Source organism: Actinomyces ruminis (genome assembly GCF_002154335.2).
Classification (GTDB): Bacteria; Actinomycetota; Actinomycetes; order Actinomycetales; family Actinomycetaceae; genus Actinomyces; species Actinomyces ruminis.
Genome location: NZ_MTPX02000061.1, coordinates 1 through 22,949, shown reverse-complemented (window position 1 = coordinate 22,949; position 22,949 = coordinate 1). Strand labels below are relative to the sequence as shown.

The following is a 22,949-nucleotide window of genomic DNA, read 5'->3' as shown; positions in this document are numbered from 1 at the left end:
CCATGCGACCTCCCCAGCCCTCCCAACCCGCTTCTGCAACGGCTGCCTCCGGCGCCGACCAACCGGTGCAACTGAACCGGGTCAAGCCGGTGCCCCGCCCGGGCACCTGGATCAGCGCCACCGTCGTCGCCGTCCTCGGCGCCATGCTCGTTCACGCGCTGCTGACCAATGAGAAGTTCCACTGGAGCACCGTGTGGTTCTTCTTCCGCGAGGTGCACGTGGTGCGCGCGGTCGGCTGGACCCTCCTGCTGACCTTCCTGGCCATGCTGATCGGCATCGTGCTGGCGGTGACGACCGCAGTGATGCGGCAGTCATCCAACCCGGTGCTGCGCGGGGTGTCACTGGCGTACCTGTGGTTCTTCCGCGGCACCCCGATCTACACCCAGCTGGTGTTCTGGGGCGCGCTTTCGGCACTTTATGAGTACCTGAGCCTGGGCATTCCCTTCGGGCCGGAGCTGCTCACCTTCCGCACCACCGCCGTGTTCACCCCCTTCGTGGCCGCCGTCCTGGGACTGGGCATTAACGAGGGCGCCTACCTGTCCGAGATCGTCCGCTCCGGCCTGGCCAGCGTGGACCCCGGGCAGACCGAGGCGGCCGGTGCCCTGGGCATGAGCAAGGGGCAGATCCTGCGCCGCATCGTCCTGCCGCAGGCCATGCGGGTGATCGTGCCACCCACCGGCAATGAGACGATCTCCATGCTCAAGACCACCTCGCTGGTGCTGGCCGTCCCCTTCACCCTGGACCTAACCTTCGTCACCAACTCCTATGCCTCCTACACCTACCAGACCATCCCGCTGCTGATTGTGGCGGCCCTGTGGTACATCATCATCACCTCGATCCTGATGGTGGGGCAGCACTTCATCGAGCGCTACTACGGCCGCGGTTTCGACGGCTCCACCAAGTCCCGTGGACTGCGGGGCATGTCCGCCCGCCAACAGGCGATCCTCGATTCCCACACCACCAAGGACTCCCCCTTCCTGGAGGTCACCCCATGAGCACCTCGAACTCGGCTTCCGCACAGACCGCCCCGGTGGGCACGCCCAAGGTCCGTATCGCCGGACTGCACAAGTTCTTCGGTGAGCTGCACGTGCTCAAGGGCATCGACCTGACCGTCGCGCCCGGTTCGGTGACCGTGCTGGTGGGCCCCTCCGGCTCCGGCAAGTCCACGCTGCTGCGCTGCATCAACGAGCTCGAGACCATCGACGCCGGCCGCGTGTGGGTGGACGGAGAACTCATCGGCATGCGGGAAGAGCAGCGCCCCGACGGCACCGTGCAGTTGCACGCCCTGACGGACAGGCAGCGAGCCGCGCAGCGCTCCAAGATCGGCATGGTCTTTCAGCGCTTCAACCTGTTCCCCCACATGACTGCGCTGGGCAATGTCATTGAGGCGCCCCTCCACGTGCGCCACCTGCCCGCTGTCCAGGCCCGCGCGCGCGGCGTTCAGCTGCTGGAGCGGGTGGGATTGGGTGACCGGCTGGACCATTACCCCTCGCAGCTGTCCGGCGGGCAGCAGCAGCGGGTGGCAATTGCCCGCGCACTGGCCATGGACCCGGAACTGATGCTCTTCGACGAGCCCACCTCCGCCCTGGACCCCGAGCTGGTGGGAGAGGTCCTCCAGGTGATGAAGGATCTGGCTGCGGACGGCATGACCATGGTGGTGGTTACCCATGAGATGGGCTTCGCCCGGGAGGTCGGCGATCAGCTGGTCTTCATGGACGGCGGAATCGTGTGCGAGTCCGGCAACCCCATCGACGTGCTCGACCACCCCACCCAGGAACGCACCAAGGCCTTCCTCGCATCCGTGCTGTAAACGGCGCGCCGGCATCGGGAGGCACGTGCTCCGCATCGCTCCGGGGCGCTCTTTTCGGCTCAGCCGACGGCGTCGGCCCGCCAGGTGCCCTCGTCCCAGTCGACCAGCCGCCAACCATTGGGGTCACCCTCGACCACGCTGACCGCCGTGTTGCGCATCGGGTGGTCCGCAATCCACGCGGGGTCCACTCCCCCGCCGACGGCCGCGGCCAGCGCCGTCCACAGGCGCAGGACGGTGCCGTGGGCCACCAGCAGCGCGGTACCGCCGGTGCGGGTGGAGTTGTAGATCTCCTCCACGACGGCGTTGAAACGGGCGAAGGTATCTGCCCCGTCCTCCGGGCTGCCGGGGATGCGGGCCGCCGTGCGCCCCACCATCCAGGAGCGGGTGGTGTCGGTGTAGCAGGCCACCGAGCGGAGGTCGGTGTTCATCTCGATGTCGCCGGCCAACACCTCGCGCAGACCGGGGCGGATGCGGGCGGCCAGGCCGGTGGCCTGCTCAATGGGGGCGATCGTCTCGCGGGCCCGCTGGATCGGGGACACCCACAGCGAGGAGATTGCGTCCAGGTCTCCGCTGGACGCCAGGCGACCCGGCAGCAGCGAGGCCTGTTCCATCCCGACGGCGTCCAGGGAGTTGCCGGGGAAGGCGGTGTCCAAGCACCGGCGACGTTGGCAATAGTGCGACCGTGGCGGACTAGCAGAAGCTTCACGGGCCTATACTGCCAGGCTCGCGTACCGAGGTCGATGTCGCACCGGCTCAGGACCAGGGGTAGGGGCCGGCACCGCGGGGGCGTCTGGGGGGACGCGGCCTGGCGGCCCCGGTACTGTCCCCCGTGACGCCGGCACTGCCCGCGTGGACCCGCCCGCTCCCGCGCGGTCCCGCCGGACTACCGCCCGCCGGGGCCGGGGGCGCGGTCGGCCGGCCGGGAGCGGCGTCGTCAAAGAAGACGTGTTCCACCACCCGCCGGGCGTGGCGGGCAGTGCGCCGGTAAATGTCTTCCAGGTCCCGTTCACTGCCGGCGGACAGCCCCAGCAGGCGGCCGACCAGACGGATTTCACGCGGATCCGTGGGCAGTACCTCCACCCGGCTGGCGCCCTCGCGGCCGGTGCCCAGCACCGTGGCGGCCCGCACCCGGGAGGCCAGCACCCAGGCGGCGGTGAGCTTGCCGGCCTCGTCCACGCCGAGTAATCCCGCCTGGGTGGCGGCGGACAGGGCCTCCAGCGTGGAGGTGGTGCGCAGCCCGGGCACCTGTGCCGCCCGAGTCAGCTGCAGCACCTGGGCCGACCATTCGACGTCGGACAGACCGCCCGGTCCGAGCTTGACGTGCCGGCTGGGGTCGGCTCCGCGCGGCAGCCGCTCCGCTCCATGCGTGCCTTCAGACGACGGATCTCCCGCAGCCCGGCATCGTCGAGCCCGTCCGGACTCCAGCGCAGCGGGTTGATCAGCGCCTCGAAGCGCCGCCCCAGGTCGCGGTCACCGGCACAGGGTCGGGCGCGCAGCAGCGCCTGCCGCTCCCACACCGACGCCCAGCGCTGGTAGTACTCGGCGTAGGAATCCAGGGAGCGGGAGACCGGCCCCTGACGCCCCTCGGGACGCAGTCCGGTGTCCACCTCCAGCGGGTGGGGGCGTGCCTGGGCCAGTAGGCGGGTCACCCACTTGGCGACCGCCTCCGCCTCGGCTGCGGCCAGGCCGGGTTCGGCGCCGGGGCGCGGCTCGTGCACGAACAGCACATCGGCGTCGGAGGTGTATGTGATCTCCCGCCCGCCCAGCCGGCCCATAGCGATCAGCGCATGGCGGGCGGCGGCGCCGGGCCAAGCACCCTCGGCATCCGGGCCGGCGGCGACGGCGGCCAGCCCGTCCCGCTGGGCGATCACCAGGCCGGTGGCCACCGTCAGGGCGGCCCCCAGGACGGCTTCGGTGGCGTCTCCGAGGATGCGAGCGGTGCGACCGGGATCCACGCCATCGAGCGAATCGGCCAGGGCCGCGCGGATCAGTTCACGCGTGCGCACCCCCATGACCGCATGGATTGCCTCCGCGGCCTGCTGCTCGATGCCGGCTGAGTCCGTGGCGGTGAAGGAGCGACGGCGCAGTATCCGCTCGGTCTCGGAGCAGATCGCGCCGGGTGGGCGGGCGGCCAATTCGGCGTCGTCGTCGAGCCAGGCGATCGACTCCGGACGCTCGGCCAGGCGGTCGGTGGTCCAGCGGGCGCCGGCAAGCACCTGGCACAGGCGCCGCGCGGCCACCGGAGAATCCCGCAACATGGCCAGGTACCAGTGGGAGCCGCCGATGGACTCTGACAGGCGGCGGAAGGATAGCAGCCCATGGTCGGGGTCGGGGCCCTGCCCGATCCAGCCGATGATCACGGGCAGCAGCTGACGTTGAATGGCCGCACGGCGGCTGACGCCCTCGGTGAGCGCCTGGATGTGGTGCAGCGCGCCGTCGGGGTCGAGGTAGCCGAAGGCGGCCAGACGCTCGCGCGCGGCGGCCGGGGTGAGGGTGAGTTGCTCGGTGGTCAGGCTGGCGGCGGCGGACAGCAGCGGCCGGTAGTAGATCTCCTCGTGCAGGGCCCGCACCCGGCGACGCACTCGATGGAATAGCTCGCGCACCGCGTCGGCGTCCTTCAGGCGCCTGCGGTCGATGCTCCGCCCGATGCGGCGCAGGTCGGCCTCGGCGGCCGGCAGGTCGTGGGTACGGCGCATGCGCAGCAGTTGGGCGCGGTGCTCCAGCAGCCGCAGCATCCGGTAGCAGTCCGCCAGCTCAGCGGCGTCGGCGCGCCCTACATAGCCCCCGGCGGACAGCTGCGCAAGCCCGTCCAGGGTTCCGCGTACCCGCAGGCGCGCGTCGGCGCGGCCGTGCACCAGTTGCAACAGCTGCACGGTGAACTCCACGTCGCGCAGGCCGCCGGGGCCGAGTTTGATGCGGCGGTCGTCGGGGCCCGGTTGTGCGGACTCGGTCTCGACCCGGCGACGCATGGCGCGCGCGTCGTCAACGAAGTTCTCACGCTGGCTGGCCGACCACACCAGTGGCGCGACGCCGGCCTCGTAGGCGGCGCCGAGTTGACGGTCGCCGGCGCAAGCGCGTGCCTTGAGCAGCGCCTGGAACTCCCAGGAGGAGGCCCAGCGCTGGTAGTAGGTCAGGTGCGAGTCCAGGGTGCGCACCAGCGCCCCGTCCTTGCCCTCGGGACGCAGCGCGGTATCCAGCGGCCACAGGGGCGGCTCGGCGCCCGACGCGGAGGTGATGCGGGCGATCTCGGTGGCGAGCTGCGCCCCCACCCGCAGGACGGTCTCCTCGTCCGGTTCAGCGTCGACCGGCCCCGCCGCTTGGTCGGCGTCGTGCCGGTAGGCGGGACCGACCACGTAGACGACGTCGACGTCGGAGATGTAGTTCAGCTCCCGGGCGCCGGTCTTGCCCATGGCGATGATCGCCATGGCCACGTCCGCGGCGGCGGGCCCCAAGAGGGCCCGAGCGATGGTCAGGGCGGTCTCCAGGGCGGCGTCGGCCAGGTCACTCATGCGCCGCATGCCGTGGGCAGGTGCGCCAGCGGGCTTTCGGAGGTCAGGTCGTCGGCGACTATGGCGAGCAGACGGTCGCGGTAGGCCACACGCAGGGCGCTGATGGCGCGGCCGGTAAGCGCCTCGGAAAGGGGGGTGGGGGTGTTAGCGAGTACCGCATCGACGGCGTCGTGCAGGGTGGTGGCGGCGTCGGGCTGCCCGGGGGCGTCCCAGGCGTGGGCGGGGGCGAGCGCCTCCACGTGCTCGGGATGGGAGATCAGGAAGTCACCGAGCGCCTGGGAGGCGCCGAGCACGGCCAGCAGACGGCGGCGGTGGGCGCTGAGCTCCGCTTCGTCGGGGTCGGCGGCCTCCGTATGAGCCGCCCCGGCATCCTGGGGCTCGGCATCGGGCTCCAGGCGCAGCAGCCGGGCCAACGTGCGGGCGGGGGCGCCCACGCCGTCAGCATCGGCCGGTGCAGCATCCGGCCCGGCAGCGGGCTCGGCGGTGGGTGCGGTGCCCGGGGGCTCCGAACCGCCGATAACCGTGGAGGCCTCCGCCAGACGGACCAGGGCGAGCAGGGCTAGGTCCGGGTCGGCGGTGCGGCCGAGCTCGTCCACCAGTCGCTGGCGCGCGGAGTCGAGGGCGGGCAGTTCTGCGGTGTCGGCGGCGGGCGCCGGGGGAACCGCGGGCAGCAGGGGGGCCAGCGCCGGGTCGGTGAGCAGGCCGTAGGCGCGTTCGACCTCGGCGAAGCCCGCCCACAGGAGCCGGGCGCGCGTGCTGGGCCACTGACCGCGCCCGGTCAGGGTTGGGCCGCCGCGGTCGGTGGGTGCGCCGGGGCGGGCCCCCCGCTGTTCGTGCGCCGCTTCACGGTTGGTGGGCACGGGTCATCACAGTTTCGGGAAGAACTGGCTGAGTTCGAAGTCCGTGACCTGGGCGTCGTAGGCCAGATACTCACGGCGCTTGTTGCGGCGGAAGAACTCGAACGCGTCCTCCCCCAGCGTGTCGGCCACCAGGTCGGATTCGGCCATGGCCGCCACGGCACTCTTCAGCGAGGTGGGCAGTGCGCCAATACCCAGCGATTTGCGCTCCAACTCGGACAGGGCCCACACGGTGTCCTCCGCCTCGGCGGGAAGCTCGTACCCCTCCTCAATGCCCTTCATGCCCGCGGCGAGAATCACGCGAAGGCCAGGTACGGGTTGGCGGAGGAGTCGATGCCGCGGAACTCCACGCGGGCGGACTGGGCCTTGCCGGGCTTGTGCATGGGAACACGCACCAGGGCCGAGCGGTTGTTGTGGCCCCAGCACACGTAGCTGGGGGCCTCGTCCCCGCCCCACAGCCGCTTGTAGGAGTTCACGTGCTGGTTGGTCACTGCGCAGATCTCGGTGGCGTGGTGCAGCAGGCCGGCGACGAACGCCCGTCCGGTGGCGGACAGCTGGTACTGTCCCGCCGGGTCGTGGAAGGCGTTGTGATCGCCCTCGTACAGGGAGAAGTGCGTGTGCATGCCGCTTCCGGGCTGGCCGACGAAGGGCTTGGGCATGAACGTGGCCTCGCAGCCCTCCTGCAGGGCGACCTCTTGGACCACGGCGCGGAAGGTCATGATGTTGTCGGCCATGGACAGTGCGTCGGCGAAGCGCAGGTCGATCTCGTTCTGGCCGGGACCGCCCTCGTGGTGGGAGAACTCCACCGAGATGCCCATCTGTTCGAGCATGAGGATGGCGTGGCGGCGGAACTCGTGTGCGGTTCCGCCGGGCACATGGTCGAAGTAGCCGGCGTGGTCGGTGGGAATGATGCGTCCGTCGCTGTCGCGGTCCACCAGGTAGAACTCGATCTCGGGGTGCACGTAGCAGGTGAAGCCGGCGTCGGCCACGCGGGCGAGCTGCCGCTCGAGCACGGCGCGCGGGTCGGTGCGGGCGGGCTCGCCGTCGGGGGTGAGTACGTCGCAGAACATGCGGGCGACGCTGTTGACCTCCTCCCGCCAGGGCAGCATCTGGAAAGTGGAGGGGTCCGGGGACAGCAGCATGTCGGATTCGAACACGCGGGTGAGTCCCTCAATGGCGGAGCCGTCGAAGCCGATGCCCTCCTCGAAGGCGCCCTCGACCTCGGCGGGGGCGATGGCAACCGACTTGAGTTGCCCGAGCACGTCGGTGAACCACAGGCGGATAAAGCGGATGTCGCGTTCCTCAATGGCGCGGAGCACGTATTCCTGCTGCTTGTCCATGATGCTGGCGATGCCTCCTTGCGTGGTGCGGGTAGGGGCGTCCGGTAGGGCACCGCCACCGCGTGCTTCGCGGTCCAGCCTATCGGCTGCTTGAGTCGCGCGAGTTTCGCGCGCCGGTGCGGCGGGCGTGGCTGGGCACGACCATTCGCGGGTTATCGGCGCGGACGTGCGCTTTAGCTCGACGACGTGCGGAGGCGGTGCTTTGCACGACCCTCGGCGACACTGCACGACCTTGGTGTGTGTTGCACGACCACCCCGAGGTCGTGCAACACACACCAAGGTCGTGGAACGCGGCCCGAGGTCGTGCAGTAAGTACATAGAGGCGAGGTGAGCGTCACCGACACCCCGCACGACACTGGTTATCGGCACGAATATGTGTGGTTCGGCTGTGTCGCCGGGAGGCGTGCCGGGTCATGCCCCACCCCCGATAAGACCTGGCTTTCCCCGACCATCTCAACGAAATATCCCGATCACGCATACACATTCACGCCGATGACTCCGGTCGGGAGCATCCCCAGGACCGCCGTCTCGTCAGTGACCTCAAGACGGCGCAGCGCATAGGCGGGGAAGTCCAGTTCGTACCGGCTCTCGCTTCGGCACACGCTCAAGGATCGGACTTGATTACGTCATCCGCATGATTACGCGGTTTTCCCCGCGGGGCCGAGGAACGGGCGGATCTCCTGCGTGCGCCATGGCCTCCGACGCACACGGGAGCGTCGTAGCAACTTCAACCCGGATTCACGAATCGTTGGAATTTCAACGAAAAGAGGACGGCGAGCGAACCGTCACACTGACGGTCAACGACGACGGCACCTGGTCCGTGGACGCCGCCTGCCCCGACATCACCTCGTCCACGACCGGCAACTGGTCTCTCACGGGTGGCAACCTCACAATCACCGAGTACAACGCAGAGGAAACCCTGCTCCTACGCGATGATGAAAACGGCGGGATGGCATTGTCAATCCCGGCCGAGGTCGACGAGGACGACATGCTCAGCTCGTTCCAGTGGACATACGCCAACGGCGGGCTCCAAGTCCCGGTGAGCTGGGACAAGGACTCGTAGACCCTGACACTCATGGGCGTTAGCGCCACCGCCGGGGCGCCGCTGCCCATCGTGGCCGTTAAGGGATAGCCCCGGCGAGTAGGCTCCGGGCATGAGCACTTCCGCTGACCAGTCATCCGCAGACGCCGCCCCCGCCGAGGTCACCGCTCCGGCCGCAACGGAGCGCCAGATTGCGCAGGTCAAGAAGGTGCGCGTCCATCACTTGGTCGGCGCGAAGCAGCGGGGCGAGAAGCTGACGATGCTCACTGCCTACGATGCCATCACCGCCCGCATCCTCGACGCCGCCGGCACCGACATGCTGCTCGTGGGCGACTCACTGGGCAATGTGATGCTCGGCTATGACTCGACCATGCCGGTGACGTTGGACGAGATGGTGGTGGCCACCCGCTCGGTGGCCCGCGCCGCCACTCGGGCACTGGTGGTGGCGGATCTGCCCTTCGGCACCTATGAGACCGGCCCGGAGCAGGCCCTGGCCAGCGCGGTGCGACTCATGCGGGTGGGGGCCAACGCGGTCAAGCTCGAGGGCGGCCGACCCCGCGCGCAGACGATCAAGCTCCTGTCCGACGCGGGCATACCGGTGGTGGGGCACCTCGGCTTCACCCCCCAGTCGGTCAACAAGCTCGGCGGCTTCCGGGTGCAGGGCCGCGGGGAGGACGCACAGGAGGCACTACTGGCCGACGCGGCGGCGCTGGCGGAGGCCGGGGCAATCGCCATCGTCCTGGAGATGGTGCCCGAGCCGGTGGCGGCGCGGATCACCGAGGCGGTTCCGGTGCCCACGATCGGCATCGGCGCCGGAGTCCGCTGCGACGGCCAGGTGCTGGTGTGGACGGACATGGCCGGCATGACCGACTGGACCCCGCGTTTCGTGCGGCGCTTCGGCGAGGTCGGCCGGGCCCTGCAGCAGGCCGCGCAGGACTACAACGCGGCCGTGCACAACGGCTCCTTCCCGGGCTCGGCCGAGAGCTTCAAGGCGTAAGGGCGGCGTATCCGCCGAGGTCATGCCTCGGTCGCCCCGGGGATCGGCTGCCGAGCCGGCAGCCCCTCCGGGTGCTCCCAATCGATGGGCACGGGCACTACCCCCGCGAAGGCATCGCTGAAGTCCCGCACCGGGTAGGTGACCCCCTGGTCGCCGGGGTCCTCCGCCCAGGCGAGCAGCCGTGGGGCGCCGTCGACGACGGTCGGCGTCACCTCCACGGTGGTCACCGCACAGTTGGCCATGGGCCCCATGTCATAGATCTGCGGTCCCACCCAGCGGGCCATGATGGTCATCAGGGTCATACCGTGGGAGACCACCAGCACATTCTCCGCGTCGTGCCCGGCCTCGGCGGCGGCACGCAGGTCGGCCATGACGCGGGCGATGGCGCCGTCGACGTCGGCCAGGTAGTCGCGGGCCGTGATGCCGTCGGGCGCGCCGGGGTGCACGCCGGCCAGGACGGCGGGCAGGTGCTGCTCCGCGGGCAGGGCGGCGTGCATGACCGGGTCGGGCCCGCCGTCGTAGATGCCGTAGTTGTACTCGCGCAGGCCCGTGAGATTCACCGGGGTGATGCCGGGGTGGGCCTGCAGCAGGATGCCGCCGGTCTCCTGCACGCGCCCCTGGGGGCTGAAGTAGGCGCGGGTGAAGGGGACGGCGGCGAGGTAGTCCCGGCAGATCTCGGCGCCCACGCGACCCTCCGGCGTCAGCGGCGAATCTGACCGCCCCTGCGTGCGGCGCTGCTCGTTCAGGACGGTACGGCCGTGCCGCACGAAGTAGATCATCGCCATGCAGCAATCGTATGGCAGTGCACAGTTTGGCGTGGGATCCACTGCCCGCATGGCTCCTATGCTGGCGCCATGACTACAGCGACCACCCTGCTCGCGGACCGGGCGCCGCGCGGCACCCTCACCAAAGGCGTTCTCACCCCCGAACGGCACGTGCCCGCCACCATCGCCCGTCCCGAGTACATGTTCCACGACGGCCCGGAGCGGGTCACCGCCTCGGACGTCAAGGATGCCGAGACGGTCGAGCGGATTCGGGCCGCGGGGCGGATTGCGGCACGCGCCATGGCGGAGGCCGCCAAGGCGATCGCACCTGGGGTCACCACCGACGAGCTGGACCGGATCGCCCACGAGTACATGTGCGACCACCACGCCTACCCGTCCTGCCTGGGGTACATGGGCTTCCCGAAGTCCATCTGCACTTCCATCAACGAGGTGATCTGCCACGGCATCCCCGACTCCACCGTCCTGCAGGAGGGGGACCTGATCAACCTGGATGTGACGGCGTACTTCGACGGCGTGCACGGCGATACCAACGCCACCTACCCGGTAGGCGAGGTCGATGAGGAGACGGCGCTGCTGATCGAGCGCACCCGCATCGCCATGGAGCGCGGCATCAGGACCGTCAGGCCGGGGCGCGAAGTCAACGTGATCGGCCGGGTCATCGAGAAGTACGCCAAGCGCTTCGACTACGGGTGGTGCGCGACTACACCGGTCACGGCGTCGGCGAGGCCTTCCACTCGGGTTGATCATCCCCCACTACGACTCCGCCCCCCGCTTCGACAACGTCATGGAGGTAGGCATGGTCTTCACCATTGAGCCGATGCTCACGCTGGGCACCGAGGACTGGGAGCAGTGGGACGATGGTTGGACGGTGGTTACCAAGGACCGATCGCGCACGGCCCAGTTCGAGCACACGCTGGTGGTCACGGAGGACGGCGCCGACATCCTCACGCTCCCCTGAGCCGTATTTGGGGTAGTGCTACCCATCCCCGGGGCTGAGACAGATGCACTGAAATCACCGATGCGCGTGTACATTCACGTCTGTGATCCGTCCGCGACCGTTGATCGCGGCATCGCGTGACAAACCGCATCCCCGCTTCCCGGAGGTATTGACTGATGGCACTGCGCTTCAACCCGCCACCGAACTGGCCGGCGCCCCCCGAGGGTTCACCCCGCCCCCAGGCTGGCAGCCCGATCCCGCCTGGGGCCCAGCCCCCGAGGGCTGGCAGCTGTGGGTCGAGGACTCCGCCCCCGGCGCCTCCGCCGGCTCGACCCCGCAGGCCGGTTCCGCCGAGGCCGCTTGGGCCCCTGGCCAGGCGCCTTCCAGCTCATCCGCTCCGGTGGCGGATCCGACCGGCCAGTCGGCATCGGCTCCTTCCGGCGACTATGCCGGCAGCACCAGTCCGTACGCGGCCAGCATGGACTACGCCCAGTCCCCCACGCCGTACCACAACCAGCAGTCAAACCCGGGTGCCTCCCCGCAGGCCGCCGGCTGGCAACCGATCGACGTCGGTCAGGGCGGCACTCCCGGCGGCCAGAAGCCGGTGACCAAGCAGTGGTGGTTCTGGACCATCATCGCCGTGGTCGTGCTGGCACTGGTGATCGGCTTGATCGTGGCACTGACCGGCGGCGACGACGAGCCCGTCGCTCGTCCGACCTCCGTGTCCTCCTCCCGCGGCAGTGACAACTCGGACGACCCGTCAGGCGACGCCACCGACGAGGCCACCGATGACGCCACTGATGACACCACTGATGACACCACCGACGATGACGACGACTCGGACAACTCCGGCTCGTCGTCGGACGTCGGCCTGACCATGGATGACCCGGCCGACCCGGAGCGTGACACGTTCACCTTCGAGGCTGGTGACTATGAGGATGACCCGGACGCGTCCTTCGATGTCAAGATCGGCTCGGTCGAGTGGGACGCTACGTCGGACATCGAGTCCGAGGCAGGCAAGTACCTGTATGACGACCCGGGCAGCGGCAATGTCTACATGCGTGTCCCTGTGACGGTTACGTACCACGGCAAGGGCAAGATGGACTCCTACGACCTGACGGTCGACTTCGTCAAGGACGGCAACTCCACCGAGGCAACCTACGTGTACGTCGACAGCGAGTTCCGGCAGCAGGACATGCCGCGCGACGGGGGTAGCGCCACCGGCTACATCACGTTCATCCTCAGCGAGGAAGACGCCAAGGAGCAGAGGGGCGAGTTCGCCGTCAAGGGCTACTACGGCAATGACGAGCGGTACATGGACGCGAAGTCCTTCTGACACCAGCTGACCGGCTCCGACTCGGTTACTACACCGGCGACGGCGGCCCCGCTACTCGGCGGGACCGCCGTCGCCGTCGTTGCGGGCAGGGAAAACCAGAGGCGCACCGCCGTGCGCGATAACGCCCGCTCCAGGTGGGGGCGCGGGCGAGCCGACCTATACGCCGGGTTCTGTTGCCGCCCGCCGTTACCGGCATGGCGGTGGCGACCATCCATCTTGGACCACCGTTGCCGGTGGCCTCACGCGACCTACCCGCAGGCTCGGGCGAGCAGCTCTTTCCGCCTGACGGCGGGCACCTGCTGCGCGGTCTTGCTCCGGGCGGGGTTTACCTAGCCGTGGCGGTCACCCGTCACGCTGGTGGGCTCTTGCCCCACCGTTTCACCCTTACCGGCAGATGCCGGCGGTTTGTTTTCTGTGGCACTGTCCCGCGGGTCACCCCGGGTGGCTGTTAGCCACCGCCCTGCTCTGTGGAGCCCGGACGTTCCTCGATCCGCCGGCTTCCCGGCGGTACCGCGGCCGCCCGGTCGGCTCGTCCGCAGCGGCGATTTTAGACGACCGGCTCGCCCGTGGGGTAGCCCGGCCCGGCGAACCCGGCGCTCAGTCCTCCATGCGGACCACGATCACGTCGTTCTCCTCGGCGTGAATGACCTGGTCCTGCGGCGCGGCGGCGATCCGAGCGTGCTCCTGCGGGCTGATCTCCACGCTGCCGCCCTCGACGCGGCGCCCGTACAGGGCCACGGCCCCCAAACCGCCGGTGGACTTGCGCACTGCCTCATACTCGGCCAGCAGCGCGTCGCCGATCGTCGCGGCGAGATCGGCGCGCTTGCCGCGGGCGTCCGCGATTTCGGCGTCGAGTCTGGCGAAGTCGGCGTCGCGGGAGGCCGTCAGCTCGCGCCCGCCGGCGCGGATCGCCGTCTCCTCCGCGGCGGCGGCATCCACCTCGGCGCGCGCGGCCTCCAGCTGCTCCATGGCGGCGATCTGTGCTTCCTCCAGCACCGCCTGACGTCGCCCCAGCTGGTCGATCTCCGACTGGATCGCCGGCAGATCGCGTGCGGCGGCCGCGCCGGAGGACAGCCGCTCGCGCAGCACCTGCGCCCGACGCACCACCTGCTCCACTTCCTCCTCGCGCGTCTTGGCGTTGGCCTGCGCCTCATCCAGGGCGGCCGCGGCTACCACCGCGCGACGACGATTGACCTTCAGCTGCTGCACCGTGGCCTCGATGCGCTCCAACACGGGCAGGTGCTTGCGCTCGTGGGTGAGGCGGGCGAGCTGCGAGTCGAGCCTCTGCAGGTCGATGAGCAGGCGCTGCTGGCTGAGGGGGGCGCTGGTCACGGCTTGATCCTTCGCTGGTCAGTCGGGGTAAGTATCGAATTCTGAAGGGCTGCATCCGCGCCGGTTCAGCAACCGGTGCTCAGACGCAGCGCCCACGGGTCGGTGACGATCTGCGACACCTGCGTGAAGAGTCTATGCCCGCACGCGTGCGCCGCCGCCTCGAGTCGGGCCGCCAGCGGCGGCAGCCCGACCCATTCGGTGGCCCAGTGCGTGCCGCACAGCAGGTAGGGCCGGCCGGCCTCGAGGTGCTCGCTGGCCGGGTGGTGCCGCAAGTCGGCGGTCAGGAACACGTCAACGTCGGCGGCGCGGGCGGCCGCCAGCAGCGAGTCACCGGCGCCACCGGAGACGGCGGCCGTCTCGACGACGGCGTCCGGTTCGCCGCCCACCAGCAGCCCGGGCGCACAGTCCGGCAGCGCGGCGGCGACGGCGGCGGCGAAGTCCCGCAGCCGGGTGGGTTCCGGGAGCTTGCCCACCCGCCCGATGCCCTGGGTCGGGTCCGCGGGATTGGGCTCCAGGGGACGAGTGTCTTGCAGGCCGACCCGCTCGGCGAGTGCGGCGGCCACCCCTCCGTGGGCGGCATCTAGCGTGGTGTGAGCGTTCGCCAGCGCAATCCCGGCTCGCACCAGGCGGTGCACCACCTTCCCTTCGGGTCGGTCGCGGAGACGTGGTCGGTGCCGCGCAGGTACAGGGGGTGATGGGTGATGATCATGTCCACCCCGCATTCGATGGCCTCGTCGACGACGGCGGCGACCGGATCCACGGCCAGCAGCACGCTGTGCACCGGCTCGTCCGGGTCACCGCAGATCAGTCGGTTGGAGTCCCACGACTCCGCCAGCTGCGGCGGGGCGGCCGCGCGCAGCAGTGCCTCCACCTCCCCGACGGTCAGGTTTCCGCTGGTTGCGGCCGCCGCGGCGGCGTCGGGAGACTGAGTCATGGGGTCAGATTAGCGGGCGGTGCCCCTGGCGGGGATCGAACCCGCACGCCCTCAGGCAGCGACTTTTAAGGTCGCCGTGTCTACCGTTCCACCACAGGGGCCAGCATCTGCAATCCGGTACCCCCTCTGGGATTCGAACCCAGGACCATGTGCTTATCAGGCACGGACGAGGTATAAGCTCGCTGCTCTAACCACTGAGCTAAGGGGGCGTGATAAGGGCCCCCAGTGCGGGAGCCGCTTCGGCGTCGGCGGAAGGGCCGACGGCGTAGAGCTTATCAGCACCGGGGTGGCGAAGTTCCCACCCCGCCGCCCGTGCATCCCGTGCCAGGCGGGCTTAGCCTTAGCTATCCCGATCTACTTCTGCCGCGCGTCCGTCCTGGCACGCATGTCCTGAAAGAGAACCATGAAACCCGCGCAGCGCGCCGCCTCCGCATCGCCATTTCACGCCATGAGTATCGGTGCGCGCGCCCGCGAACTCGAGGCGCGGGGCGAGCCGGTGGCCAAGCTCAGCCTGGGTGAGCCCAGTTTCGGGCCCCACCGGCGGTGCGCCAGGCGCTCAGTGACGTTGCCGGGCAGGATCTGCCGTATACGCCCGCCGAGGGCTTGCTCTCGCTGCGCCAGGCAATCGCGGACTTCTACCGCAGTCACCATGGCGCCGTCGTGGATCCGGAGCGCATTCTGATCACCTCCGGCGCCTCATCTGCGCTGCTGTTGGCCACCGCCCTGACCACTGAGCCAGGCGATGACGTCGTGATCGCTGACCCCTGCTATCCGTGCAACCGTGAGCTGGTCGACTCCTTCGGCGGCCGCGTCGTGCTGGCCCTCACCTTCCCGGAGACCCGCTACCAGTTGAGTCTGGAGTACATGGAGACCGCTTGGACGCCGTACACCAACGCCGTCCAGATGGCCACGCCGTCGAACCCCACCGGCACCTCCATCCCGTACGATCAACTGGGGAGGCTGTGCGAGGCGGCACGCGCGCGGGGGGCTTGGCGGATTGTAGACGAGATCTACCTGGGCCTGGCGGATCCGGATGCGCAGGGGCGCCCGGCTCGCAGCGTGCTCACCACAGACCCGGATGCGATCGTGGTGTCCAGCTTCTCGAAGTACTTCGGGATGACGGGCTGGCGGCTGGGCTGGCTGGTGGTGCCGGAGGAGCTGGTCGTTCCGGCCCGCAACCTGGCGGTCAACTACTTCCTGTGTGCCCCGACGCCGGCTCAGCTCGCCGCCTTGGAGGCATTCACCCCGGCCTCGCTGGCACTGTGTGAGGAGCGCCGAGTGGAGCTGGTGGAGCGCCGCGGGATGACACTGGACCGGTTGCGCACGCTGGGCATGGACGTGCCGGTGGAGCCCGACGGCGCCTTCTACATTTACTTCGATGTCTCCCACACGGGCCTGTCGTCCTGGGACTTCTGCATGCGGGCGCTGGAGGAGGCGCATGTGGCGCTGACGCCCGGGCGCGACTTCGGGGTACGCACCGCGGAGACGCACGTGCGCCTGTCCTACGCCGCCTCGCTGGAGGAGATCGGCGAGGGACTGGATCGCTTGGCCGGCTTCCTGGAGCACTTGAGCTGACCGCATGCCAGTAGGCGGCGCACCCCGGCCAGGCCGGTAGCGGAGTTGCGGGCCCAACCGGGCACCCACACCGACAATCCCAGGTCCGCCAGCCCCAGTGCCACCGAGGCGGGCTTGTGCAGCAGGTCCTCCCCCGGCCGGTAGTCGCGCGCCCGAGCCAGCCGGGCCGCCAGATCGGGACGCTGCCGGCGTAGGAACAGGCGCGCCTTGAGGGCATGCACGGGCTCGGAGACGATGATGATGCGACCGGCGTCCTCGATCATCGGGCGACGGCGGCGATGTTCTCCCAGGTGGAGCGGCTGCCTGTTTCCAGCTCCAGCGGCCCGGTGTAGCCGAGGCGGCCGGTTGCGTACCGGGCCATGAGTTCGGCCTCCGGCACTGGCCCGGCCACCGCCCCGCCGGAAAGGATCAGCCGGGAGTCGGGCAGGCGCCGGCTGCGCAGTCCGGCCCGCAGACGACGGCGGTTATCCTTGCCGGCGGTCGGGCCGAGGTCGGCGTGCCCGAGCACCACCACCGCCTCTCCCCCGGGCACGGCCCCGGCGGCGTCGACTTCACCCAGCAGACAGTGGGAGGCCGTCCAGGAGGCGAGCTCCGCGGCTGTCAGCACCCCGATGACGACACCCACCGCCCGCCAGTAGTGCTTGGGCTGGGGCAAACGAAACACACATACTCCTGAAGAGCCTTAAGCGGTGGACCCGGCCGGGCTCGAACCGACGACCTACGCGGTGTAAACGCGTTGCTCTACCAACTGAGCTACAGGTCCGCTTGCGCCGCCGGCGTGCTCACCGGTGGCGCGGGCACATACTCTACGCCAACCGCGGCGTGTTCAGTGCCTGCGGCTGGAGATGCGGATGCCACTCCAATGCTCACCCATGGAGGCGGCCGAGGTGGCGTGCATGCCGGCGGTGCGGGCCGCCTCCTCGATTTCGGTGGCGTCGACCGCGCCGGTGGTGCGCGCCTTCGGGGTGAGTACCCAAACCAGGCCGTCACCATCGAGGTTGGTCTGGGCGTCGACCAACAGGTCCGTCAGGTCGTCAATGTCGCCGTCGTCGTTGCGCCACCAGATAATGGCGGAGTCGGCGACGTCCTCGAAGTCCTCGTCGACCAGTTCGGTGCCCGTCTGCGCCTCGGCGGCTTGGCGCAGGGACTCGTCGACGTCTTCGTCGTATCCGAACTCCTGGATGATGAGACCGGGGGCGAAGCCGAAGGCTCCGGCCGCTGTGCTCGTCACTGTTGTCCTCTCCATTCCGTGCCTGGGCTGGATGGCCCGCTTCTCGCTGCGGCTGCGACGCGCCGAAATGACTACAGGGATAGCCCATCGCACCGGACCCGCTCGGTGCAAGTGCACACGCCCGAATGGCGCGGACGACCTTGCACTCAGTGCCGACCCTCTATGAATCCCCACGTATTATGAAGTGTTCGACGTCACGCCTCACCTGGGACTTTGTTCCCGATTGGGGGTGTGCCACCGGGCCCGGACCGCATAGATTAGGCCCGCTGGTAGCGGATACGAAGAAGGAGAATCTCCGTGAGCCCCACCAACGACAACCCGCCCTTGATCGACGGCCTGCTGCACAAGGTCGGTGACAATGACCCGCAGGAAACGGCTGAGTGGCGAGACTCGATCGATGCCCTCATCGAGCAGCGGGGCGGCCCCCGGGCTCGCTTCATCCTGCTGAACCTGCTGGCGGAGGCGCGCCGCAAGAACGTGACCGTGCCCGCCCAGACCACCACCCCGTACGTCAACACCATCGACGTCATCGACGAGCCGTACTACCCGGGCGACGAAGAGGTCGAACGCACTTACCGCCGCTGGCTGCGCTGGAATGCCGCCGTCATGGTCACCCGCGCGCAGCGGCCCGGCATCGGCGTTGGCGGGCACATCTCCTCCTACGCCTCCACCGCCACCCTGTACGAGGTCGGTTTCAACCACTTCTTCCGCGGTAAAAACCACCCCGGCGGCGGCGATCACGTGTTCTTCCAGGGGCACGCCTCCCCCGGCAACTACGCCCGCGCCTTCCTCGAGGGCCGCTTGAGCGAGGCGGATCTGGACGGCTTCCGGCAGGAGGTCTCCCGCCCGGCCGGCGGCCGTGGCCTGCCCTCCTACCCGCACCCGCGGCGCATGGAGGACTTCTGGGAGTTCCCAACCGTATCCATGGGGCTGGGGCCCGCCGAGGCCATCTACCAGGCCTGGTTCGACCGCTACCTTCAGGGCGCGGGCATCAAGGACACCTCCGCGCAGCACACCTGGGCCTTCCTGGGCGACGGGGAGATGGACGAGCCCGAGTCCCGCGGCATGCTGCAGCTGGCCGCCTCCCAGCAGCTGGACAACCTCACCTTTGTGGTCAACTGCAACCTGCAGCGCCTGGACGGCCCGGTGCGCGGCAACGGCAAGATCATTCAGGAGCTGGAGGCCTGCTTCAAGGGCGCCGGCTGGAACGTCATCAAGGTGATCTGGGGCCGCGGCTGGGACCGGCTGCTCGCGGCCGACAAGGACCATGCGCTGGAGCATTTGATGATGGAGACGCTCGACGGCGACTACCAGACCTTCAAGGCCAACGACGGCGCCTACGTGCGCGAGCACTTCTTCGGTCGTGATCCGCGCACCGCCAGGCTCGTCGAGGACTGGACCGATGAGGAGATCTGGGCCCTGCAGCGCGGCGGCAACGACTATCACAAGATGTACGCCGCCTATAAGGCCGCCACCGAGCACAAGGGACAGCCCACCGTCATCCTGGCGCATACCGTCAAGGGCTACCTGCTGGGCTCTCACTTCGCCGGCCGTAATGCCACGCATCAGATGAAGAAGCTGGGCCTGGAGGATCTGAAGGGACTGCGCGACCGCCTGCACATCCCCATTTCCGACGCCGAGCTCGAGGCGAACCCGAAGCTGCCGCCCTACTACCGGCCCGATCCCGACGACCCGGCGCTGGTGTACATGCTTGAGCGCCGGCGGCAACTGGGCGGCTTCCTGCCCGAGCGCCGCGACCCGGGCACGCAGCTGCAGCTGCCGGGCGAGGCCTCCTACGAGATCCTCAAGGGCGGCTCCGGCAAGCAGCAGGTGGCCAGCACCATGGCCTTCGTACGCCTGCTCAAGGAACTCATCAAGGACGAGCACATCGGGCGGCGCATCGTGCCGATCGTCCCGGACGAGTCGCGCACCTTCGGGTTGGAGTCGCTGTTCCCCACGCGCAAGATCTTCAACACCCAGGGGCAGAATTACACGCCGGTGGACGCGGAGATGATGCTGTCCTACCGGGAGTCGACCGCTGGGCAGATCATGCACACCGGCATTAACGAGGCCGGTTCCGCGGCCCTGTTCCAGGTGGCCGGCACCAGCTACGCCACCCACGGCGAGCCGATGATCCCCGTATACATCTTCTATTCGATGTTCGGGTTCCAGCGCACCGCCGACCAGTTCTGGGCGGCCGGAGACCAGCTGACCCGCGGCTTCATCATCGGGGCGACGGCGGGCCGCACCACGCTGACCGGTGAGGGCACCCAGCACATGGACGGCCACTCCCCGTTGCTGTCGGCCACCAACGCGGCGGTGGTCACCTACGACCCGGCCTACGCCTACGAAATCCGGCACATCGTGCGCGACGCCCTGGAGCGCTGGTACGGGCCGGATACCGGACGCAACCGGGACGTCATGTACTACCTGACCGTGTACAACGAGCCGATCTCCCAGCCCGCCGAGCCGGACGGCGTCGACGTTGAGGGGATCCTGCGGGGCATCTACCGGCTGGACGGCGCGCCCGAGGGCGACGGGCCCGAGGTGCAGTTGCTCGCCTCCGGCGTGGCGGTGCCCTGGGTCCGCGAGGCACGCCGCCTGCTGGTCGAGGAGTGGGGCGTGCGCGCCTCCGTGTGGTCGGTGACCAGCTGGAACGAGCTGCGCCGCGAGGCCCTGGAGGCCGACCGGCACAATTTCCTGCATCCGGACTCCCCGGCGCGCGTTCCCTACCTGACGGCCACGCTGGCCGACGCCTCCGGGCCGTTCATCGCCACCAGCGACTTCGACCACTTGGTCCCCGACCAGATCCGCGCCTGGGTTCCCGGCGACTTCCACACCCTGGGCGCGGACGGCTTCGGCTTCTCCGACACGCGCGCCGCTGCCCGCCGTCACTACCTGATCGACGCCGAGTCCGTCGTCGTCAAGGCGCTGCAGGCGCTGGTCGCGCAGGGGCGGGTGGATCGCGCCGTGCTCGCGCAGGCGATCGCCCGCTACCGGCTCGAGGACGTGTCCGCGGGCCGCTCCGGCGCTCAGGGCGGGGAGGCCTGAGCACTGCGGTCATGAACCGTGCGGCGGCGTCGGCGAATCTCAGCTTGCCGGCGTCGCCGCATCGCCTTCGGCTTCCGCCACCGCGCGCACATCCGGGTCGGAGCCGGAATAGTAGTGCGCGTCCCGGTAGCGGGGGCGCATCAGGTTCTCCGGGCTGAGCAGCTCGTCGAGTGTGGCTTCGTCCAGCAGTCCCATCTCCAGCACCACCTCGCGCACATTGCGGCCCGAGCGGGCGCACTCGCGGCCCACCAGGTCGCCGTTGTGGTGGCCGATCACCTCGTTGAGGTAGGTGACGATGCCGATGGAGTTAAGGACGTTGCGGCGGCACACCTCGGCGTTGGCCTGAATACCCACCACGCACAGGTCCTTGAGCGTCACCAGCGCGTGGCGCAGCAGGCGGATGGACTCAAAGCACGCCTGGGCGATCACCGGCTCCATGACGTTGAGCTGCAGCTGCCCGGCCTCGGCGGCCATCGTCACCGTCAGGTCGTTGCCGATCACCTTGAAGCAGACCTGGTTGACCACCTCGGGGATGACCGGATTGACCTTGGCGGGCATGATCGAGGAGCCGGCCTGCCGCTCCGGCAGCCGAATCTCGGCCAGGCCCGCCCGCGGCCCCGAGGACAGCAGCCGCAGGTCATTGCAGATCTTGGACAGCTTCACCGCCAGGCGCTTGATGGCGGCGTGCATGGACACGTAGGCGCCGGTGTCGCCGGTGGCCTCCAGCAGATTATGGGCGCCGGTGACCCGCAGCCCGGTCACCTCCCGCAGGTGTTCAACCACCGTCTCCCGGTAGCCGGGCGGGGTGTTCAGCCCGGTGCCGATCGCCGTCGCCCCCAGGTTCACCTCCAGCAGCAGTGCCGAGTTGTTCATCAGCCGGGGGATCTCCTCGTCCAGCAGCTCGGCGAAGGCGCGGAACTCCGAGCCCAGGCTCATGGGGACGGCGTCCTGCAACTGGGTGCGGCCCATCTTGAGCACGTCCGCGAACTCCTTGCCCTTGGCCAACAGGGCGTCGATCAGATCACACAGGTCCATCTCCAGGCCGTTTATGGCTCGGTACATGCCCAGCCGGAAGCCGGTGGGGTAGGCGTCGTTGGTGGATTGGGACTTGTTGACGTGGTCGTTGGGGTTGACGATGTCGTAGCGGCCCTTGGCAAAGCCCAGGTGCTCCAGCGCTAGATTGGCGATCACCTCGTTGGTGTTCATGTTGACGCTCGTGCCGGCGCCGCCCTGGAAGACGTCGATCGGGAACTGGTCCAGACAGCGCCCCGCCTTCAGCACCTGCTCGCAGGCCCACACGATCGCATCGGCGATGTCCGCGGCAACGGTGCCCAGTTCCTTGTTGGCCAGGGCCGAGGCCTGCTTGACCTCCACCATGCCGCGCACGAAGTCCTCCTGATCACCCACCGTCTCCTTGGAGATGCGGAAATTCTCGGTGGCGCGCAGGGTGTGAATCCCCCAGTAGGCGTCCAGGGGCACCTGCCGGGTGCCCAGCAGGTCCTCCTCGGTACGGGTGGCTGTGGGTGCTGGCTTCATGATTCCTCCGTCCGCGCCACGGGGCGCTCACCGTCGTCGACCGGGGTACCCCGCGGGGAGTCGACGGCGCCCGCCCCGCACCCTGCCGACCTTACCGGCCCGCCCGCGCCCGGGTGCCGCGCAGCGCCGTCGTGCACGCATTCAGCCCGGTGGCGAGGCCCGCTAGCATCGGCGTATGGACCAGCTCAGCGCCCCGGCCGTCACGGCCCTGCGGAAGGCGCAGAACACGCTCATCGAGCACTCCCTGGATCGCATCAGTGCAGCCCACCCCTGGTATCGCACGCTGTCAGCCGCCTCGCGCGACCAGATCCAGAAGGTGGCGCGGGTGGGCGTGACCATGTTCGTGGACTCCGTTGGCGAGCGGGGCGCCGAGGTGGATCCCTCCGGCATCTTCAATGTCGCCCCGGTCGCGCTGACCGGCGCCGTGACACTGGAGCAGACCCTGGAGCTGGTACGCACCGTTGTCGACGTCGTCGAGGAGGAGGCGCCCAACGTCGTCCCGGCCGCCGGGCATGATGCCGTCCGGGTGCGGGTGCTCACCTTCGGCCGCGACGTCGGCTTCGCCGCCGCCAAGGTCTACGTCGTCGAGGAGGAGGCGCCCAACGTCGTCCCGGCCGCCGGGCATGATGCCGTCCGGGTGCGGGTGCTCACCTTCGGCCGCGACGTCGGCTTCGCCG

Annotated in this window: 17 protein-coding genes, 3 tRNA genes, 1 other RNA gene and 5 pseudogenes; 9 read left to right on the top strand and 17 right to left on the bottom strand. The window is 69.4% G+C overall.

What is annotated here, in order from left to right; translation table 11 throughout:
• Positions 1–2 precede the first annotated feature (2 nt).
• Both BW737_RS11740 and BW737_RS11735 read left to right on the top strand, forming a co-directional pair.
• Positions 3–995 carry an amino acid ABC transporter permease gene (locus BW737_RS11740; RefSeq protein WP_086615720.1) on the top strand — a complete coding sequence of 331 codons (993 nt, stop codon included), beginning with the start codon at positions 3–5 and terminating at the stop codon, positions 993–995.
• On the top strand, positions 992–1,810 hold the full coding sequence (locus BW737_RS11735) for an amino acid ABC transporter ATP-binding protein (RefSeq protein ID WP_086615714.1): 819 nt from the start codon (positions 992–994) through the stop codon (positions 1,808–1,810). The genes BW737_RS11740 and BW737_RS11735 overlap by 4 nt, the downstream gene beginning before the upstream one ends.
• 59 nt (positions 1,811–1,869) lie before the next feature.
• Here the strand turns inward: BW737_RS11735 and BW737_RS11730 are convergent, their stop codons facing one another.
• From BW737_RS11730 to BW737_RS18635, 6 genes and pseudogenes are all read right to left on the bottom strand, one after another.
• Positions 1,870–2,463 carry a histidine phosphatase family protein gene (locus tag BW737_RS11730; protein WP_257210786.1) on the bottom strand — a complete coding sequence of 198 codons (594 nt, stop codon included), beginning with the start codon at positions 2,461–2,463 and terminating at the stop codon, positions 1,870–1,872.
• Positions 2,464–2,563: 100 nt separating this feature from the next.
• A complete protein-coding gene (locus tag BW737_RS20260; protein ID WP_476723625.1) occupies positions 2,564–3,082 on the bottom strand; it encodes a [protein-PII] uridylyltransferase family protein in 519 nt (172 codons plus the stop codon).
• Positions 3,070–5,319, bottom strand: coding sequence for a bifunctional [glutamine synthetase] adenylyltransferase/[glutamine synthetase]-adenylyl-L-tyrosine phosphorylase (locus BW737_RS20255; RefSeq protein WP_257210785.1), 2,250 nt, complete (start codon positions 5,317–5,319; stop codon positions 3,070–3,072). The genes BW737_RS20260 and BW737_RS20255 overlap by 13 nt, the downstream gene beginning before the upstream one ends.
• Positions 5,316–6,179 (bottom strand): hypothetical protein, encoded by an 864-nt coding sequence (locus BW737_RS20250; protein ID WP_257210784.1) that lies wholly within the window; start codon positions 6,177–6,179, stop codon positions 5,316–5,318. The genes BW737_RS20255 and BW737_RS20250 overlap by 4 nt, the downstream gene beginning before the upstream one ends.
• Before the next feature lie 6 nt (positions 6,180–6,185).
• Positions 6,186–7,516 (bottom strand): annotated as a pseudogene (gene glnA / locus BW737_RS11720) (type I glutamate--ammonia ligase).
• 470 nt (positions 7,517–7,986) lie between these two features.
• Positions 7,987–8,118 (bottom strand): hypothetical protein, encoded by a 132-nt coding sequence (locus BW737_RS18635; RefSeq protein ID WP_257210783.1) that lies wholly within the window; start codon positions 8,116–8,118, stop codon positions 7,987–7,989.
• An 89-nt stretch (positions 8,119–8,207) separates the two neighbouring features.
• On the opposite strand from BW737_RS18635, the gene BW737_RS11715 reads away from it, so the two are divergent.
• Together BW737_RS11715 and panB are read left to right on the top strand one after the other, a co-directional pair.
• Positions 8,208–8,579 (top strand): hypothetical protein, encoded by a 372-nt coding sequence (locus tag BW737_RS11715; protein ID WP_086615713.1) that lies wholly within the window; start codon positions 8,208–8,210, stop codon positions 8,577–8,579.
• A 187-nt stretch (positions 8,580–8,766) separates the two neighbouring features.
• Positions 8,767–9,555 (top strand): 3-methyl-2-oxobutanoate hydroxymethyltransferase, encoded by a 789-nt coding sequence (panB, locus tag BW737_RS11710; protein WP_338063922.1) that lies wholly within the window; start codon positions 8,767–8,769, stop codon positions 9,553–9,555.
• A 20-nt stretch (positions 9,556–9,575) separates the two neighbouring features.
• Here the strand turns inward: panB and BW737_RS11705 are convergent, their stop codons facing one another.
• Positions 9,576–10,340 carry a histidine phosphatase family protein gene (locus tag BW737_RS11705; RefSeq protein ID WP_086615711.1) on the bottom strand — a complete coding sequence of 255 codons (765 nt, stop codon included), beginning with the start codon at positions 10,338–10,340 and terminating at the stop codon, positions 9,576–9,578.
• 69 nt (positions 10,341–10,409) lie between these two features.
• Here BW737_RS11705 and map point away from each other — a divergent pair.
• Together map and BW737_RS11695 are read left to right on the top strand one after the other, a co-directional pair.
• Positions 10,410–11,298: pseudogene (gene map / locus BW737_RS11700) on the top strand (type I methionyl aminopeptidase).
• Positions 11,299–11,446: 148 nt separating this feature from the next.
• Positions 11,447–12,613: a hypothetical protein gene (locus BW737_RS11695; RefSeq protein ID WP_257210782.1), complete on the top strand. Its 1,167-nt coding sequence runs from the start codon at positions 11,447–11,449 to the stop codon at positions 12,611–12,613.
• 143 nt (positions 12,614–12,756) lie between these two features.
• Here BW737_RS11695 and rnpB read toward each other — a convergent pair.
• The 5 genes and pseudogenes from rnpB to BW737_RS11670 form a co-directional block, all read right to left on the bottom strand.
• Positions 12,757–13,145: RNase P RNA component class A (gene rnpB / locus BW737_RS11690), an RNA gene on the bottom strand.
• Positions 13,146–13,210: 65 nt separating this feature from the next.
• Entirely contained in the window at positions 13,211–13,945 is a 735-nt protein-coding gene (locus BW737_RS11685) for a zinc ribbon domain-containing protein (RefSeq protein ID WP_086615710.1), read from the bottom strand.
• A gap of 65 nt (positions 13,946–14,010) precedes the next feature.
• Positions 14,011–14,879, bottom strand: a pseudogene (locus tag BW737_RS11680) (Nif3-like dinuclear metal center hexameric protein).
• A 20-nt stretch (positions 14,880–14,899) separates the two neighbouring features.
• Positions 14,900–14,980: transfer RNA gene (locus tag BW737_RS11675), tRNA-Leu, on the bottom strand.
• A 17-nt stretch (positions 14,981–14,997) separates the two neighbouring features.
• Positions 14,998–15,088, bottom strand: a tRNA-Ile gene (locus tag BW737_RS11670).
• A 194-nt stretch (positions 15,089–15,282) separates the two neighbouring features.
• On the opposite strand from BW737_RS11670, the pseudogene BW737_RS11665 reads away from it, so the two are divergent.
• Positions 15,283–16,454 (top strand): annotated as a pseudogene (locus tag BW737_RS11665) (aminotransferase class I/II-fold pyridoxal phosphate-dependent enzyme).
• On the opposite strand, the gene BW737_RS17025 reads toward BW737_RS11665, so the two are convergent.
• The 4 genes from BW737_RS17025 to BW737_RS11650 all read right to left on the bottom strand — a co-directional run bounded on the left by BW737_RS17025 (position 16,382) and on the right by BW737_RS11650 (position 17,685).
• Positions 16,382–16,717: a hypothetical protein gene (locus BW737_RS17025; protein WP_218961908.1), complete on the bottom strand. Its 336-nt coding sequence runs from the start codon at positions 16,715–16,717 to the stop codon at positions 16,382–16,384. The pseudogene BW737_RS11665 and the gene BW737_RS17025 overlap by 73 nt on opposite strands.
• Entirely contained in the window at positions 16,714–17,118 is a 405-nt protein-coding gene (locus tag BW737_RS17020; RefSeq protein WP_218961907.1) for a YdcF family protein, read from the bottom strand. The genes BW737_RS17025 and BW737_RS17020 overlap by 4 nt, the downstream gene beginning before the upstream one ends.
• Before the next feature lie 26 nt (positions 17,119–17,144).
• Positions 17,145–17,217 (bottom strand) — tRNA-Val (locus BW737_RS11655).
• 63 nt (positions 17,218–17,280) lie between these two features.
• Positions 17,281–17,685, bottom strand: coding sequence for a DUF3052 domain-containing protein (locus BW737_RS11650; protein ID WP_086615709.1), 405 nt, complete (start codon positions 17,683–17,685; stop codon positions 17,281–17,283).
• Positions 17,686–17,982: 297 nt separating this feature from the next.
• Here BW737_RS11650 and aceE point away from each other — a divergent pair, with 297 nt between their 5' ends.
• Positions 17,983–20,736: a pyruvate dehydrogenase (acetyl-transferring), homodimeric type gene (aceE, locus tag BW737_RS11645; protein ID WP_086615708.1), complete on the top strand. Its 2,754-nt coding sequence runs from the start codon at positions 17,983–17,985 to the stop codon at positions 20,734–20,736.
• Positions 20,737–20,775: 39 nt separating this feature from the next.
• On the opposite strand, the gene aspA is transcribed toward aceE, so the two are convergent.
• The gene (aspA, locus tag BW737_RS11640; protein ID WP_086615707.1) at positions 20,776–22,272 is read right to left on the bottom strand and encodes an aspartate ammonia-lyase; all 1,497 of its coding nucleotides are present in this window, start codon (positions 22,270–22,272) and stop codon (positions 20,776–20,778) included.
• Positions 22,273–22,447: 175 nt separating this feature from the next.
• On the opposite strand from aspA, the pseudogene BW737_RS11635 reads away from it, so the two are divergent.
• A pseudogene (locus BW737_RS11635) lies at positions 22,448–22,949 on the top strand (hypothetical protein); the annotation flags it as partial.

Coding starts and splice junctions, on each gene's coding strand:
- BW737_RS11740 (WP_086615720.1), top strand. CDS start 3: ATGCGACCTCCCCAGCCCTCCCAACCCGCTTCTGCAACGGCTGCCTCC.
- BW737_RS11735 (WP_086615714.1), top strand. CDS start 992: ATGAGCACCTCGAACTCGGCTTCCGCACAGACCGCCCCGGTGGGCACG.
- BW737_RS20255 (WP_257210785.1), bottom strand. CDS start 5,319: ATGAGTGACCTGGCCGACGCCGCCCTGGAGACCGCCCTGACCATCGCT.
- BW737_RS11715 (WP_086615713.1), top strand. CDS start 8,208: ATGGCCTCCGACGCACACGGGAGCGTCGTAGCAACTTCAACCCGGATT.
- BW737_RS11705 (WP_086615711.1), bottom strand. CDS start 10,340: ATGGCGATGATCTACTTCGTGCGGCACGGCCGTACCGTCCTGAACGAG.
- BW737_RS17025 (WP_218961908.1), bottom strand. CDS start 16,717: ATGATCGAGGACGCCGGTCGCATCATCATCGTCTCCGAGCCCGTGCAT.
- aspA (WP_086615707.1), bottom strand. CDS start 22,272: ATGAAGCCAGCACCCACAGCCACCCGTACCGAGGAGGACCTGCTGGGC.